The sequence below is a fragment of the Pigmentiphaga humi genome, assembly GCF_900606115.1.
GTDB lineage: Bacteria > Pseudomonadota > Gammaproteobacteria > Burkholderiales > Burkholderiaceae_B > Pigmentiphaga > Pigmentiphaga humi.
On record NZ_UWPJ01000036.1, the window covers coordinates 61,196 to 76,417 of the forward strand.

A 15,222-nucleotide genomic window follows, 5' to 3' on the forward strand; every position below is an offset into this window, starting at 1 on the left:
AGCCGGATCCGCTGTGCCCTGGGTCGGAACTCAACGTGCTTCGTGGGGAAATTCAAGGGAAACGGGCCGGCGGAGCCGGAAGCACCGCATCCTGAGTCAAAACCTTCGCGGTTGCGGGCGATCTGGCGGGCGCAGCTAGCGTTTGGCTTGCTGGTAGAGGGAGAGGACTTTTTCCGAGGCTTGGCGCAGGTCGGCGATGCGGGATTCGGCGGAGGGGTGGGTGGAGAGGAGTTCGGGGGGCGCGGAGCCGCCTGTCTGGCCCATTTTGGTCCACAGCGTGACCGCCGCGCGCGGGTCGTAGCCGGCGCGGGCGGCCAGTTCGACGCCCATGCGGTCGGCTTCGGTTTCGTGCAGGCGGCTGTTGGGCAGCGAGAACATCACGTTGGCGAGCGCGCCGCCCAGGTCGGAGCTGGCCTGCGAGCCGGTGATCGCCGCCAGCACGCTCAGGCCCATGCTGGTGGCCATCTGCTGCGAAGCGCGTTCGCGCGCGTGCTCGCGCAAGGCGTGGGCGATCTCGTGCCCCAGCACGGCGGCCAGTTCGTCGTCCGTAGGCTTGACCGTGTTGATCAGGCCCGTGTACACGGCGATCTTGCCGCCCGGCATGCACCAGGCGTTGACTTCCTTGCTGTCGATGACGTTGACTTCCCACTTCCAGTTGCGGGCGTCGGGCCGGAACACGCCCACCTGCCCGATCAGCCGCTGGGAAATGGTGCGCACGCGCGTCAGCTGCGCCGCATTGGTGTTGAGCTCGCCCTTGCTGCGCGCCTGACTCAGCGTCTGCTGGTAGAGCTGGACCGCCTGCTGGTCCAGTTCCGCCTCGGACACCAGGCTGGACATGCGCTGGGAGCGGTCTATGCCGATGGCGCCGCCCTGGGTGGTGTTGACCGACTCGCAACCGGCCACGGCGGCCAGTGCGATGACGGCCGCAGCGACGGCGCCGCGGCGGAACGGTGAGGTGTGCTTGTTGGTTGTTTTCATGTCGCCCCCGGCGGGAGAAGCCAGAGGGACATTTTGCCCCAATCGCTTGTTACTTTCCTTATCGCGGTGATTTCGCGATGTCGGGAGTCGTTACCGAGACGTCCGCGCATTGGGCGCGGTGCAACAGCGCATGGTCGGCCAGCACCAGCGCCAGCAAGGCCTCGGCGATGGGCGTGGCGCGTATGCCCACGCACGGATCATGGCGGCCCAGGGTCTCGACCACGGTGGGCTGGCCCTGTTTGTCGATCGAGCGGCGCGGACTGCGAATGCTGGAAGTCGGCTTGATGCCCAACGACACGGTAATGGGCTGACCGGTGGAAATGCCGCCCAGGATGCCGCCCGCGTTGTTGGAAAGAAAACCTTCCGGCGTGAGCTCGTCGCCGTGCTCGGTCCCGCGCTGCGCCACGCTGTGGAAACCCGCGCCGATCTCGACCGCCTTGACTGCGTTCAGGCCCATCATGACGTAGGCGATGTCGGCATCCAACCGGCCATAGACGGGCTCGCCCAGGCCGACCGGCACGTTCTCGGCCACGACCTCGATGCGCGCGCCGACCGAATCGCCGTCGCGCCGCAATTGGTCCATGTACGCCTCGAGCTCGGCGATCTTGCTGGCACCGGCGGCGAAGAAGGGATTGGCATGGACGGCCTCCCAGTTTTCGAACGGAACCTCGATATCGCCCAGTTGGCTCATGTAGCCCCGCACTTTCACGCCGTAGCGCTCGGCCAGCCACTTCTTGGCCACGGCGCCGGCAGCCACCGTGGGCGCGGTCAGCCGCGCCGACGAACGGCCGCCGCCGCGCGGATCGCGGATGCCGAACTTGTGCCAGTAGGTGTAGTCGGCATGGCCGGGCCGGAAGGTCTCGGCAATGCTGCTGTAGTCCTTGCTGCGCGCGTCCTGGTTGCGGATCAGCAGCGCGATGGGCGTGCCGGTGGTCTTGCCCTCGTAGACCCCGGACAGGATCTCGACCGTATCGGGCTCCTGCCGCTGCGTCACGTGACGCGACGTGCCCGGACGGCGCCGGTCCAGCTCGACCTGGATATCGGCCTCGGCCAACGCCAGCCCCGGAGGACAGCCGTCGATCACGCACCCCACGGCCGGACCGTGGGACTCGCCGAAATTGGTGACGCGGAAAAGCTCTCCGAGGATGCTGCCTGGCATGGGACGATGGACTCCGAAAAGGATGCAACGAGACGCAACCCGGATTATCGCACCCCCGGCGCCTATCGTGCCCCACTCTCCAAGAAGCAAGCCAGATCCAGAGCACAGCGGATCCAGCCCTGTCTCCCACGGAGCACGCTGGGTTTTGACCCAGGATGCGGTGGATCCGGCTCCGCCGGACCACCCGCATCGCCCCCTGGGGGGCGCGCGTCAGCGCGTAGGGGGGCTACACCTCTTCAGCTTCCCGCGTTTCGCCCGGCCAGTCGCGGATATAGGCCTTGAGCATGCGGTTCTCGAAGCTTTGCGCCTCGAGCACGGCCTTGGCCACGTCGTAGAAAGAGATCACGCCCAGCAGCATGCGTCCGTCCATGACCGGGATATAGCGCGCATGCTTGTCAAGCATCAGCCGGCGCACTTCGTTGACCTCGGTATTGGGCGAGACGGTCACCGGCGCATCGTCCATGATGGAACGGATCGTGGTGGTTCCCAGCGAGCCGCCCTGCGCGTGCAGGTGGCGGATGATTTCCCGGAAAGTGAGCATGCCCACCAGTTCGCCGAACTCCATGACGACCAGCGAACCGATGTCCTGGGTCGCCATGGTGTCGACCACCTGGGCGACGGGGGTATCGGGGCCGGCGGTATAGAGCGCGTCGCCTTTGACGCGCAGGATTTCACTGACTTTGAGCATGATGGCCTCCTCTGGCGCGATGACCGGCTGTTATCGGGTGGGGTGGATGCCGGTCCGCGCCTGCCTTTGGAAACATCCTAACTCGCCTGGAAAGGCGCTTCAACTCAGGGTCGCAGCGAAAGCGACGGCAGCGGCGCCGGGAACGGCGCTACGTTACTTATCGACACGCGATTGATATAGTGAGCCCGAACCCCGTTCTCTTTTCCTTCACCAGGAGCCGGCGTGTCCCCTTCTTCCGTTTCCCCGGCCGCCTGTGCCGACGATACCTTGCCGGTCACGCTCGAGGCACGGCTCGCGCCTGCCGGCAGCGCCCTGCTGGTAATCGATATGCAGAACGATTTCTGCGCCGCCCGCGGCTATGTGCAGACGGTCATGGGCAAGGACGTTTCTACCGCCGCGTCCATCGTCCCGCCCATCCAGGCCCTGGCCAACGCGGCCCGCGCGGCCGGCGTGCCGGTATTCTGGCTGCGCGCCGACTATACCCGGCAGCGTCTTCCGCCATCGATGCAGGTCAAGCTGGCAGCGCGCGGCATCACGCAGGATTGCTGCGCGCCCGGCTCCTGGGGCAGCGCCTGGTTCGAGGTCGCGCCCGAGGCGGGCGAAGCGGTGTTCACCAAGCATACCTACAGCGGCTTTCACCAGACCGGCCTGCACGAGGCGCTTCAGGCGCAAGGCATACGCACCCTGGTCTTTGCCGGCGTGCAGACCCACATCTGCGTGGAAAGCACGCTGCGGGCGGCCCATACGCTGGGCTATTACTGCGTGGTGGCCGAGGATGCCGTCGCCTCGCACAGTCCGGCCGGGCATGCCGCCGCGCTGGACAACGTCCGCTTCCTGTTCGGCGACGTATGTCCGGCCGCCGCCGTGCGGCAGGCGTGGAGCGCGGCATGAGCGCGCACCGCATGGCCATGGGCTGAAGCCCCCCACTCTTTTTCGCATCGAGGAGCAAGCATGGGAATCCGCGATACCGACAAGACGCTGCCGTCCAACCGCATGGTGTTCGAACTGCGGCGCGACGAGCAGAAATACCAGGCCTTCAGGCAGGACATGGAAGCCTCCATGTCCTCGTTCGGCCTGGGCGAAGACGAAAAGTGCGCCTGGCGCGCCATGGACATCGAGGCGCTCGGCAAGCTGGGCGTCCATCCCTACTTTCTGCCCCAGATCTCGCGCCTGTTCAAGGGCGGCGCGCGCAACCACAACGACAGCGACGCCGCCCGGCTCTATGCCGAGAAAATGGGCCTGGCGTCCCAGCATTGATCCGGAGGCCGCCATGGCAAGAATCGTCGCAACCCTGGGCGTGGCGCACGCCCCCGGCGTCACCGGCTGGATAGACAAGGCGCCGCAGCACGAACAGGACGGCGTGCTGGCAGGCTATACGCGCTTCCGGGAATTGATGGACGAACTGCGGCCCGACGTCGTGATCGGCGTGGCCAACGACCATCTGCTGAACTTTCCCCTCGACAATATCCCCGACTTCTGCGTGGGCATAGGCGAACAGTGGAACGGCCCCGCGCCCTGGTTCCGCGACTGGCTGAACGTGCCCGACTACACGGTGCGCGGCCACCGCGACATGGCGCGCGCGCTGGTGCGCGAATCGGCCAAGGCCGGCATCAACCATGCGTTCGCCGACAAGCTGCTGTTCGACGACAACTGGTCGGTACCGCTGAAGTTCCTGTTCCCGCGCTACGACGTGCGCTTCATCCCCATCCACATGAATCCCATCGTGCCGCCGATTCCCAGCGCGGCGCACTGCTATGCGGTGGGCGAAACCCTGGCCCGCATCGTGCAGGCTTTCCCGTCGGACGAGCGCGTGGTGGTCATGGGCACGGGCGGGCTTTCGCACGATCCGGGCGGCAAGGATTACTTCACCGTGCACGAAGACTTCGACCGCTGGTTCCTCGAACTGATGGAGAGCGGCGATGCCGAGCGGGTCAGGCGCGAACTGACCTTCGACAAGATGCTGACCGGCGGCGACGGCGGCGCGGGTGAACTGCTGGCCTGGGTCGTGGCCATGGGCGCGGCCAGCGTGGCCGGCAACACGCGCGCGCAGACCGTGTTCTACGTGCCGTCGGTGCCGATGCGCTGCGGCATGGGCGGCTGCTACTGGCCGCAGGCCTAGCCGGCCGGAGCCGGGCCTGCCGCAGTACCGCAGGACCCGGCCTCAGGAAGCGCGCAACTGGCGCCGGGTTTCTTCCTGGAGAGACTCCGCGGTCTCTTCCCTGCTATCGGTCTTGTCCGGTTCCGAAGGTTCGAGATCCAATTCCTGGTCGAGCAGCAGTTCGGCCTCGGCGTCTTCCCTGGGCTGCTGCAGGACCTGGGCAATGGTGATCGAACCATCCGTCCAGGCCGCATCGACCGCCTGCTGCAAATCCGGATCATCGCGCATCTGTTCCCGGTCGAGCAGCAAGCGCTCCACCACCGGCCCGAGCGGGGCCACCTCGGGATCGCAAACCATGGCCCAGCGTTCGCGCATGCTGCCCGTATCGCCGATGCGCGCGATGTAGCCCACGCCCGCCAGCGCCTCCAGCATGACCATCAACTCGTCGTGGTGCAGGTTCAGGCGGCTGCGCAGCGTGCTGGTGCTCAACCCCGGCGGATTGTGCTCGCGCGCCGCTGCCAGCATGCGCAGGATGGACAGCGCATCGACGAAGGTGGCCCCCGGACGCCGCACCTCGGCCCAGCGCCCCATCCGTATCAGCGGCAGGCTCGCGGCCAGGGTGGCGCCGAACAGCGTCACCAGCCAGGACAGGTAGAGCCACATCAGGAAAATGGGCAGCGTGGCGAACGCGCCGTACAACACGGTGTAGGTGGGAAATTTCGTCAGGTAGAAAGCGAAGCCCGACTTCATCACCTCGAGCACGACGGCCGCGGCAAACCCGCCCGTCATGGCGTCGCGCGCTTCCACATGCCGGTTCGGCACCACCATGAACAAGGCACCGAAGCCCAGCCCGGTCAGGATCATCGGGATGAACGAGAGCAGCACGCCTATCGGCGCCGGCACGTCGCCCACCAGGCCCAACGACTCGCGCACCAGGAAGGAGGTGGCCCACAGGCTCGCGCCCATCAGCACCGGGCCCAGAGTCAGCGTGGCCCAGTAGATCAGCACGCGCTGCGCCAGCGGCCGGCCCTTGCGCACATGCCAGATCTCGTTGAGCGCCTTGTCTATCGTCAGCATGAGCGAGACGGCGGTGATCATCAGGAAGATGCCGCCCACCGCCGTCAGCCGCGTCGCCTTCTGCGCGAACTGATTGAGGTAATTCATGATGTTGTCGGCCACGGCCGGCGGCATCAGCGTGTTGACCAGGTAATCTTCCAGGGCTCCCTGGAATTCGCGGAACAGCGGGAACGCGGTGAACAGCGCCAGCGCCACCGCCAGCAGCGGGACCGTGGACAGCACCGAGGTGAAGGTCAGGCTCGACGCCACCTGCGTGATGCGCTCCTGCGAGGCGCGCTGCATGGCGAACTGCAGCAGCCGCAGCACGCGCACCGGCCACGCCTCGTGCGCCAGCAGGCGCCTGCGCAGCACGGCGGCGCGGGACTCGTGCCCGGCGGCCGGCTCGGCCTCGTGGGACTCGGCGGAAGAAGCGGGAAGTTCGGAAGCGTGCTGGACCATGTCGAGGGATAATACCGGCCTATGGATATTCTGATCTTGTACTACAGCCGCAACGGCTCGACGCGCCAACTGGCCGATCACATCGCCCTGGGCGTCGAGCGCGTGCCGGGCGTCCATGCCCGGCTGCGCACCGTGCCGCCGGTTTCGGCCGCATGCGAAGCCACCGCCCCGGCCATTCCCGACAGCGGTCCGCCTTACGTCGAAGCGTGCGACCTGGAAGAATGCGCCGGCCTGGCGCTGGGGTCGCCGACGCGCTTCGGCAACATGGCCGCTCCGATGAAGTACTTCCTGGACCATACCACCCAGCAATGGCTGGCGGGAAGCCTCGCAGGCAAGCCGGCCGCCGTGTTCACCTCCACCGGCTCCATGCATGGCGGCCAGGAAAGCACCCTCCTCAGCATGATGCTGCCGCTGCTCCACCACGGCATGCTCATCGTCGGACTGCCCTATACCGAGCCCGCGCTGATGGGCACGCGCCATGGCGGCTCGCCGTACGGCGCCTCGCACGTGGCGGGCGTCGACGACAGCCTGCCGCTGCAGCGCGACGAAATCCAGCTCGCCGGCGCGCTCGGCACGCGCCTGGCGCACACCGCGCTGGCATTGCATACCGGCCGGCAGGGGCGTCCGGCATGAGTTCCGCCATCCTCAATCCGCGCCTGCGGCTGACCGCCTCGGCGTCGCTGATCGCGCTGATCGCGCTGTGCGTCGCCTGGGAAACCGTGCTGGCGCCCCTGCGTCCCGGCGGCTCCATGCTGATCCTCAAAGCGGTGCCGCTGCTGCTGCCGCTGCGCGGCATCCTGCGCGGCCGGCTGTATACCTATCAATGGGCCTCGATGCTGATCCTGCTGTACCTGATGGAAGGCGTGGTGCGCGCCACCAGCGATCCCGGCCGCTCGGCCCACGTGGCCTGGGTCGAGGTCGCACTGTCGGCGGTGTTCTTCTGGAGCGCCGTTCTGTATGTGCGCCCGGCCAAGCGCGCCGCCAAGGCCGCGCAAAAGGCGGCGAAAGAGACTGCGCGCGCCGACCCGCCCGGGCCGTAAAGCGGCTGGGCGAGCCATGCTGTTGATCGACGAACGGACCGGAGGAGGATGGCCATGGATTTGCTGACCGGATTGCGCGATGCGCTCGGCGCCTCGCAGGTACTGACCGGCGCCGATGCCCAGCCCTATCTCACGGATTGGCGCGGCCGCTATACCGGTGCCGCCCAGGCCGTGGTGCGGCCCGGCAGCACGGCGCAAGTCGCGCAGGTCGTGCACCTGTGCCGGCGGCACGGCGCCTCCATCGTCCCGCAGGGCGGCAATACCGGCCTGGCCGGCGGCGCCACGCCCGACGTCGACGGCCGCGCCGTGGTGGTTTCCACCCGCCGCCTGGACCGTCTGCGCGCCGTCGATGCCGGCAACGACACCATCACCGTCGAGGCCGGCTGCACACTGCAGGCCGTGCAGCAGTGGGCACGCGACGCGGGCCGCCTGTACCCGCTCAGCCTGGCTTCCGAAGGCAGTTGCACCGTGGGCGGCAACCTCGCCACCAATGCCGGCGGCACGCAAGTCCTGCGCTACGGCAATGCGCGCGAACTGGCGCTCGGACTGGAAGTCGTCACCGCCGAGGGCGACATCTGGCACGGCCTGCGCGGCCTGCGCAAGGACAACACCGGCTACGACCTGCGCGACCTCTACATAGGCAGCGAAGGCACGCTGGGCATCATCACCGCCGCCACGCTGCGGCTCTATCCGCTGCCCGTGGCGCAGCGCACCGCGCTGGTCAGCCTGTCCACGCTGGCCGCGGCCGTCGCGCTGCTGCCCCGGGCACGCGCGGGCTTCGGCGCCGCGCTGACGGGCTTCGAAGTCATGTCGCACGCCAGCCTGGAGGTGGTCGTGCGCGCCTTCCCACAGCAGACGCTGCCGCTCGGGCCCGCCCCCTGGTACGCGCTGCTGGAACTGTCGGACAGCGAAAGCGACGCGCACGCGCAGGCGCGCTTCGAGGCAGTGCTGGAAGCGGCGCTGAACGAAGGCCTCCTCCTCGACGCCGCCGTGGCCGGCAGCCTGGCGCAAAGCCAGGCGCTCTGGCAACTGCGCGAAAGCATCTCGTCGGCCCAATCCTGGGAAGGCAAGAACATCAAGCACGACATTTCCGTGCCGGCCTCGCGCATTCCCGATTTCGTCGCGGCCACCGATGCGCTGCTCCAGCAGGCCATCCCCGGCGTGCGCCACATCATCTTCGGCCACCTGGGCGACGGCAACCTGCACTACAACGTCAGCCGCCCGCCCGAGGTTCCCGAAGCCGACTTCCTGGCCCGCCAGGACGAGGTCTACCTGCTGGTGCACGACAGCGTGCACGCCCATGGCGGCTCGATCAGCGCCGAGCACGGCATCGGCCAGCTCAAGCGCGACGAACTGCTGCGCTACAAGGATGGCGTGGAATTGGGGCTGATGCACCGGATCAAGCAGGCGCTCGATCCGCTCGGACTGATGAATCCGGGCAAAGTGCTGGCGCCGCGCTGACGACCAGCCGCCCGGTCCGGCCGAACAGCGTCTTCAAGCTGGAATGACCGGCGGCTACATCGCGCTGGCGCGCCATGCGCCGCTTTCCTGCTTGCAGAACCAGAAACCCCAGTTCTCCCTGGCCTTGCCCTGCTCAACGTCGGCCGCCAGGAAGCGGCAGGTCTGGCCCTTGCCCGTCTGCGTCGTATTTCGAGGCGCGAGCGTCACGCTCACGGGCGTCTGCCGCGATTTCGCGGGCCGGCTGGACCAGGTGGCGCGCTGGCCGTCGGGCGTCTCGTTGAGCACACGGCCGACCTCGGCGGAAAACTCGCTCACCTGCGCTTTGGGAATGCGCAGCAGGATGGACTGGTTCAGGAAGCTGAGGTTGGCGGCCTGGGCGGTGCCGGCCGCGGCCAACAGGGCGAGTGCGACGAGCGTGGATGCGCGCATGGATGGTTCTCCGTTCTGTGCAATGACCGTCATCATATCGGTTCGCCGCCTGCGCGGGCGTCCGCGCCATGAAAAGAAGCGTCCCGCGCACCGGCCGGGCCGATGCCTCGCAGGGCTTGCGCACGGCAGGTTATGATTGCGGCATTATGCTTTCAAATCAAGAACTTGGCGGCTGGCAGCTGTGTGTCGCGCCGATGATAGACTGGACCGACCGCCATTGCCGCTACTTCCACCGGCTGCTGGCGCCGCGCGCCCGGCTCTATACCGAAATGATCGCCACTGGCGCGATCCTGTACGGCGACGCCGCGCGGCATCTCGACTTTTCCCCCCAGGAGCATCCGGTCGCGCTGCAGTTGGGCGGCAATGAACCCGGCGCCCTGGCCCGCGCCGCCAGGGCCGGCCAGGACCGGGGCTACGACGAGATCAACCTCAATTGCGGCTGCCCGTCCGACCGCGTGCAGAAAGGCGCTTTCGGCGCCTGCCTGATGTCCACGCCGGCGCTCGTGGCCGATTGCGTGAAGGCCATGCGCGACGCGGTGCAGATTCCCGTCACGGTCAAGCACCGTATCGGCCTCGACTACGACGAGTCCTACGCCTTCGTGCGCGATTTCGTCGGAACGGTGCACGAGGCCGGCTGCGATGTGTTCATCGTCCATGCCCGCAATGCCGTCCTCAAGGGCTTGTCGCCCAAGGAGAACCGCGAGATCCCGCCGCTGCGCTACGACGTGGCGCGGCAATTGAAGCGCGACTTCCCCGGCGCGCTGATCGTCCTGAACGGCGGCCTGGCCGAGGCCGACGCCACGCTCGCCCACATCGCCGCGGGCGGCGGCGAGCTGGACGGAGTCATGCTGGGCCGCGAAGCCTATCATCGGCCGCGCGTGCTATCGGAGCTGTCGCAGCGTCTCTGGCCGGCCGCGGCCATCGCCGACGACGCCGAGGTGATCCAGGCCATGACCGGCTACGCGCGCGCGCAGGTCGCCCGCGGCGTGCCGCTGCGCGCCGTGGCGCGCCACATGCTGGGCCTGTTCAATGCCCAGGGCGGCGCCAGACGCTGGCGCCAGACGCTGTCGGACAGCCGCCTGCTCGCCGCCAACGATCCGGGGCTCATCGAAACGGCCTGGGCCATGGTCGAGCCCGGCAGCCAGCGCCACGCGGCCTGAGCGTCGGCGGGCCGGCCTACCCTCCCCGCCCGAACAAGGGCAGCTATCCCTTCCTATTCGCGGTTTGGACGCGGCTGGCCCGACCTCATACTGGCGGCATGACGCGTCTGGCGCGAGCGTCCGCGTGCCTGCACGGCGGCACGCCCGACTGCGGTGAAGCCACCGCCCAGGCTGCGGCCTGCAGGATCGCGTCCGAAGGTAGGAGGCCATGGCCAGGATAGTCTGCGTTCTGGGAAACAAAGGCGGCACCGGCAAGACCACGCTGTCGCACATGATTGCGCACGGCATGGCGCTGCTGGGCAAGCGCGTCGTCTGCGTGCTGACGGACCTGGAACGGGAACGCCTGTCCAAGGCGGGCCGCCTCTACCTGCCCTTCGACGCGCGCGAGGCCGCCAACCTGGCCAAGGTCGTCGCCACGCTCAACGAAGTCGAGGATTGGTTCGGTGTCATCGACGGAGCCGGCAATCGCCCGGACGTCGACAGCCACCTGGCCAATCTGGCCGACCTCGTCCTGCTGCCCTTCCGCGATTCCCACGAAGACCTGCGAACGGTGCTGCGCGACCTGGAATGGATGCCGCGCGCCTGGGGCCTGCCTTCGCAATGGCCTCAGCATGCCGCCGGACGCGCGGCTGCGCAGGCCTCGATCGACCGCCTGCTGCCCGGCATGCGGCATCGCCTGCTCGATCCTATTCCCGAAGTGCTGTCGAGCAAGCTGTTCCTGCAATACCGGATCCCCGCCACCCTGCCTTGGCAATTGACCAATGCGTGTGTCGAACTGGCCATGCAGGTGCTGGAACTGCTCGACGTGCAATACGAAAGCCCGCATGCCATCGAGGTGGCGTCGTAGCAGGCCGCCTGCCGGCCAGGCCGCTCAGTTCACGCCACGGGCAGCCAATGCTCGACCAGTTCCCGCTGTTCGACCAGTTCCAGCGAAAACGACGAAATCCCGATCGCATCGCCGCCCACGTCCTTCACCAGGTCGGCCCAGATCACGTAGTCCCGCCCGTTCCCATGGAAAATCACGGGTGGAAGGATCTCTCCGGCCAGGACGAGCGCCAGACCCTGCTCGATGCGGGCCGCCGTGGCCGGATCGGTGACTTCCGACGGCAGGCGGCCTTCCATCTGGTGCCCTTGCAGGCCATGCATGGCGGCGAACCGGTCGTTGACCCGGACATGGCGCATACCCAGATCGAGAAAGCACAGTCCCACCGGCGCCTGGGCATATAGGGTGGCCAACTGGTGCAATTGCTGGAAAGGCGACTCGGCCGCCACGCGGCTGTCGGGCAGCGCTTCGCCTACGCTGGCCAGCAGCGCCCGCGCCTGCGCCGGCGTCATGGCCCGGCCGTACAACCAACCCTGTGCGGCATCGCAACCGAGCAGCTTGAGAATGTCGGCGTCCTCGCGGGTCTCCACCCCTTCGGCCACCACCGCCATTTCGAGATTCTGCGCCATGCCGATGATGGCGGCGGCTATCCTGCGCTGGTCCTGCGAGCGGCTCACGTCCTTGATGAATTGCCGGTCTATCTTCAGCTTCCGGAACGGATAGGCGACCAGGCGGGCGAGATTGGAATGGCCCGTGCCGAAGTCGTCGATCGACAAGGTCATGCCAGCATCGGCCAAACGTTGCAACACACTGGCCGCGGTTCCCGGCGAGCAGGTGAGCGCCCCTTCCGTGACCTCGATCTCGACCCGGCACGGCGAAAAACCGGAATCCCGCACAGCCTGCGACAGGCTCTTGGCGAATGCCAGCGAGAGCAATTGCGTCGGGGCGACGTTGAATGCAAGAAAGAAATGCTGCCCCCACCCCGCGGCGAGTTCGCAGGCCTGGCGCACCTGTTGACGGGTGAATGCGTCCAGCAGGCCGCGCTCTTCGAGCAGCGACAGGAAACGCTGCGGCGCGATGGCGCCCCGCACCGGATCGCGCCACCTCGCCAGGACTTCGAAACCGAGGATGCGGTGGGTGCGAAGAGAGACGATAGGCTGGAATGCCGACCGGATCTCGCCGCGCTGCCATGCGCCGGACACGTCGAGGTCGTCCAGCCGATCCGCGCCGGGGTACAGCAACATGCCGGATTGATTGGTCATCCTGGTCCGCCCTCTACGGCCCCCGGCCTGGAATACGTGGTACGGGCGGCTTGCCAAGCGTGCGCAGTGCCGCCACGCACCGGCCGGACAGGCCGGCCGCAAGTCCGGCCTCAGCGCACCCGGCCGAACACGTTTAGCAGCGAATCCAGACTGCTTGCGCTGCGCGCGGAAAATACGAAGCATTCGCCATCGTGGCAATCCGTCCCGCGCAGGCCGTCGGCCAACCGTTCGGCGTCCTCGACGGCTTCCAGCCAGGTCCTGCGGATCAGGCCGCAGTACTTGAGCCGGCTATCCACCATTTCCCTGCCTCCGCGGGCCTGGACTTCCACATAGCCACGAAACTGGCCTTCGGGCAAATCGAGCACCCGCGATTTGAGCACATATTGCACAGTGCCTTGTTCGACGACTTGGTTCATGCGAGCCTCCAGAAGAGTTCGTGTGTTTGATCCTAGCCCATTGAAGTGAAAATTTTTTCGAGCTCATCCCCGCTCTAGCAAAAATTTACATTCCCTACATTCCTGTGGTAGCCAGCGCCACATTTGCAACAAATTTGGACAAACCGGCGGCGGCCGCGGGTATCATCGCCAGATTCCTCTACAGGCCATCCGCAAGCTGCATGCCATCCATGGTGTTCCGTCCCGTTTTCGCCGCCGCGCTGTTCGCTTTGTGCAGCGCCGGGATGCAGCCGCTCGCCGCCCAGGAAGTGGCATTGCACACGCCTGCCGGCGTGCCTGCGGCGGATACCCAGTGGACCGCCAGCTTCGAGGCCTTCGAGCGCGCCGACCGCCTGCATGCGCCGGCTCCCGGGGGCGTGCTGTTCGTCGGCAGTTCGTCGATCCGGCTGTGGAGCGATCTCGAAACCCGCTTCACCAAGCTGCCCGTGCTCAAGCGCGGTTTTGGCGGATCGCGCATGATCGACTGCGCCCGTCACGTCAGCCGTCTGGTCATTCCGTACCGGCCCCGGGTCGTCCTGGTCTACGCCGGGGACAACGATCTGGCCGAGGGCCGCTCCCCGGAAGATATCCTGGCCAGCTTCACCGTTTTTGTCGAAAGCGTGCGGCGCGCGCTGCCCGATACCCGCGTGGCGTATATCTCGATCAAGCCCAGCCCGTCGCGCGCGGCGCTGATCCCGCAGGTACGCGCCACCAATGCGCTGATACGCGCGTACACCACGACCGTCGCCAACGCCGACTATATCGACGTGTTCACCCCCATGCTCGCCGCCGATGGCCAGCCGCGGCCGGAACTATTCCGCGAGGATGCGTTGCACCTGAACGACACCGGCTACGCGCTCTGGGCCTCGGTGATCGCCGCGCACATCAACTGAGCGCACTCAGCGAGCCGGCGCCGCCGCGCCGGCGGCGCGGCCCTTTGCCGGGGCCGCCGGCCTGCACGATGCGCGCCACGAGGTACATGGCGGCTATGCTGAACACGAACATCGCAGGGTCGAACCAGATCGGCCGGGACGGATTGCTTTCACCGAACACGGCCAAGGCCACCAGCACGATCACCAGATGCGCGCAGAACACAGGCAGCGATGCCGCGCCCATGGTCTCGAGCACCCGCATCCGCGGCAGGTGGCGCTTCAGCCACGGGCCGAAATAGACCGTTACGGTAAGCAGCGCGATAAAGTTGAGCAGGCGCAGCGGCCCGATGTGCCATTTGTCGAACAACGCGTTCAGCGGATCGCCGCCCGGAAACGCCTCCAGCCCCGTGGTATGGCGCCACAGGAAAAAGGCGCAGGCCACGCCCAGGGCGCCATACGCCGCCCACTTCGGCACGGCAGGACGCCGTTCGCGGGGCGCGCCCGCGTGCGTGGCCCCCATCCACATCCCCAGCGCCCACGGCAGTTGCCAGGCGAAGGTCTCGAAAGCGCCGGTTTCGCCGAACGGCACGGGCAGTCCGGTTGCCGCCACCAGGCCATCGTAGAGCACGCGCGACAGGCCGAACTGGGTCGCGCCCCACAGCAGCACGCTGCCCCACAGCACGTATTTCCAGCCGCGCTGCAAGGCATGGCCAAGGATCCATGGACTGAGCAGCATGAATACGATGTAGACCGGCAGAATGTCCAACAGCGGCGGGTTGTAGATCATCAGCAGCGACGTCCAGAAACCCGTCACGGGATCCCGCAGGTAGAAGGACATCAGGTTGGCCGCCGCCGGCTGGTGCAAGGTCATGCCCAATGCGGCGATGACGGTGAACAGGAAGAGCAGCGAGGCCGCCTGGCACGCATAGATGATGAGCGCGCGCCTCAGGAAGGCGCGCCGCATCGCGGGGACGCCGTCGCGCCGAGCGCGCTGGGTGTAGACCAATCCCGCCATGTAGGCGGACAGGAAAACGAACCCTTCGGCCGCCGACACGAAACCCAGCGGCTGGCTGGTGGGAATGCCGAACCACGTCGGCAGGTGCGTGGAGGTCATCAACACCAGCATCAGGCCCCGCAAGGCGTCCAGCTCCCAACGTCGAGTGGATGCGGGCATATCGGGGGCTGTCTGGGGGGGCGTCATCGGGGCAAACTCGGATTGCGCAGCAGGGGTTGAAATTAGAGACCCGCATGATGGCAGATGATTCCCGCGAACTGTTTCTTTTCGCTACGCGGACGCCCTACC

The 15,222-nt window shown here is 67.2% G+C and carries 17 protein-coding genes; 9 read left to right on the forward strand and 8 right to left on the reverse strand.

From position 1 onward, the window contains the following. Window positions 1-135 precede the first annotated feature (135 nt). The 3 genes from PIGHUM_RS21285 to PIGHUM_RS21295 all read right to left on the reverse strand — a co-directional run bounded on the left by PIGHUM_RS21285 (window position 136) and on the right by PIGHUM_RS21295 (window position 2,825). Complete coding sequence (locus PIGHUM_RS21285) at window positions 136-978, reverse strand: M48 family metallopeptidase (protein WP_124081725.1); 843 nt, start codon at window positions 976-978, stop codon at window positions 136-138. A 58-nt stretch (window positions 979-1,036) separates the two neighbouring features. After that, window positions 1,037-2,137 (reverse strand): chorismate synthase, encoded by a 1,101-nt coding sequence (aroC, locus tag PIGHUM_RS21290; RefSeq protein WP_124081726.1) that lies wholly within the window; start codon window positions 2,135-2,137, stop codon window positions 1,037-1,039. Between the two features lie 226 nt (window positions 2,138-2,363). Next, window positions 2,364-2,825, reverse strand: a complete 462-nt coding sequence (locus tag PIGHUM_RS21295; protein ID WP_124081727.1) for a CBS domain-containing protein — start codon at window positions 2,823-2,825, stop codon at window positions 2,364-2,366. Window positions 2,826-3,047: 222 nt separating this feature from the next. Between PIGHUM_RS21295 and PIGHUM_RS21300 the strand changes: the two genes are divergently transcribed. Genes PIGHUM_RS21300 through PIGHUM_RS21310 form a run of 3 tightly spaced genes read left to right on the forward strand, consistent with a single transcriptional unit; the run spans window position 3,048 to window position 4,944 of the window. Further along, the gene (locus tag PIGHUM_RS21300; protein ID WP_124081728.1) at window positions 3,048-3,716 is read left to right on the forward strand and encodes a cysteine hydrolase family protein; all 669 of its coding nucleotides are present in this window, start codon (window positions 3,048-3,050) and stop codon (window positions 3,714-3,716) included. Window positions 3,717-3,776: 60 nt separating this feature from the next. Next, window positions 3,777-4,082, forward strand: a complete 306-nt coding sequence (locus PIGHUM_RS21305) for a hypothetical protein (protein ID WP_124081729.1) — start codon at window positions 3,777-3,779, stop codon at window positions 4,080-4,082. Window positions 4,083-4,095: 13 nt separating this feature from the next. Further along, complete coding sequence (locus PIGHUM_RS21310; protein WP_160142386.1) at window positions 4,096-4,944, forward strand: DODA-type extradiol aromatic ring-opening family dioxygenase; 849 nt, start codon at window positions 4,096-4,098, stop codon at window positions 4,942-4,944. A 42-nt stretch (window positions 4,945-4,986) separates the two neighbouring features. Here PIGHUM_RS21310 and PIGHUM_RS21315 read toward each other — a convergent pair whose 3' ends face one another. Then, complete coding sequence (locus PIGHUM_RS21315) at window positions 4,987-6,438, reverse strand: YihY family inner membrane protein (RefSeq protein ID WP_246013408.1); 1,452 nt, start codon at window positions 6,436-6,438, stop codon at window positions 4,987-4,989. 21 nt (window positions 6,439-6,459) lie between these two features. Here PIGHUM_RS21315 and wrbA point away from each other — a divergent pair, with 21 nt between their 5' ends. Genes wrbA through PIGHUM_RS21330 form a run of 3 tightly spaced genes read left to right on the forward strand, consistent with a single transcriptional unit; the run spans window position 6,460 to window position 8,939 of the window. Then, entirely contained in the window at window positions 6,460-7,071 is a 612-nt protein-coding gene (wrbA, locus tag PIGHUM_RS21320) for an NAD(P)H:quinone oxidoreductase (protein ID WP_124081731.1), read from the forward strand. After that, a complete protein-coding gene (locus tag PIGHUM_RS21325; protein ID WP_124081732.1) occupies window positions 7,068-7,478 on the forward strand; it encodes a DUF2069 domain-containing protein in 411 nt (136 codons plus the stop codon). The genes wrbA and PIGHUM_RS21325 overlap by 4 nt, the downstream gene beginning before the upstream one ends. 54 nt (window positions 7,479-7,532) lie before the next feature. Continuing rightward, complete coding sequence (locus PIGHUM_RS21330) at window positions 7,533-8,939, forward strand: FAD-binding oxidoreductase (RefSeq protein WP_124081733.1); 1,407 nt, start codon at window positions 7,533-7,535, stop codon at window positions 8,937-8,939. A 54-nt stretch (window positions 8,940-8,993) separates the two neighbouring features. Here PIGHUM_RS21330 and PIGHUM_RS21335 read toward each other — a convergent pair whose 3' ends face one another. Continuing rightward, window positions 8,994-9,368 (reverse strand): hypothetical protein, encoded by a 375-nt coding sequence (locus tag PIGHUM_RS21335; RefSeq protein ID WP_124081734.1) that lies wholly within the window; start codon window positions 9,366-9,368, stop codon window positions 8,994-8,996. 194 nt (window positions 9,369-9,562) lie between these two features. On the opposite strand from PIGHUM_RS21335, the gene dusA reads away from it, so the two are divergent. Further along, window positions 9,563-10,528: a tRNA dihydrouridine(20/20a) synthase DusA gene (gene dusA / locus PIGHUM_RS21340; protein ID WP_246013414.1), complete on the forward strand. Its 966-nt coding sequence runs from the start codon at window positions 9,563-9,565 to the stop codon at window positions 10,526-10,528. A gap of 208 nt (window positions 10,529-10,736) precedes the next feature. Then, window positions 10,737-11,375 carry an AAA family ATPase gene (locus PIGHUM_RS21345; RefSeq protein ID WP_124081736.1) on the forward strand — a complete coding sequence of 213 codons (639 nt, stop codon included), beginning with the start codon at window positions 10,737-10,739 and terminating at the stop codon, window positions 11,373-11,375. A 29-nt stretch (window positions 11,376-11,404) separates the two neighbouring features. Here PIGHUM_RS21345 and PIGHUM_RS21350 read toward each other — a convergent pair whose 3' ends face one another. Continuing rightward, window positions 11,405-12,613: a sensor domain-containing phosphodiesterase gene (locus PIGHUM_RS21350; protein ID WP_160142387.1), complete on the reverse strand. Its 1,209-nt coding sequence runs from the start codon at window positions 12,611-12,613 to the stop codon at window positions 11,405-11,407. 110 nt (window positions 12,614-12,723) lie between these two features. Beyond that, complete coding sequence (locus tag PIGHUM_RS21355) at window positions 12,724-13,029, reverse strand: hypothetical protein (protein WP_124081738.1); 306 nt, start codon at window positions 13,027-13,029, stop codon at window positions 12,724-12,726. A 209-nt stretch (window positions 13,030-13,238) separates the two neighbouring features. Between PIGHUM_RS21355 and PIGHUM_RS21360 the strand changes: the two genes are divergently transcribed. After that, window positions 13,239-13,940 (forward strand): SGNH/GDSL hydrolase family protein, encoded by a 702-nt coding sequence (locus tag PIGHUM_RS21360; RefSeq protein ID WP_246013410.1) that lies wholly within the window; start codon window positions 13,239-13,241, stop codon window positions 13,938-13,940. On the opposite strand, the gene opgC is transcribed toward PIGHUM_RS21360, so the two are convergent. Beyond that, window positions 13,933-15,093: an OpgC domain-containing protein gene (opgC, locus tag PIGHUM_RS21365; RefSeq protein WP_124081740.1), complete on the reverse strand. Its 1,161-nt coding sequence runs from the start codon at window positions 15,091-15,093 to the stop codon at window positions 13,933-13,935. The genes PIGHUM_RS21360 and opgC overlap by 8 nt on opposite strands. Window positions 15,094-15,222 lie beyond the last annotated feature (129 nt).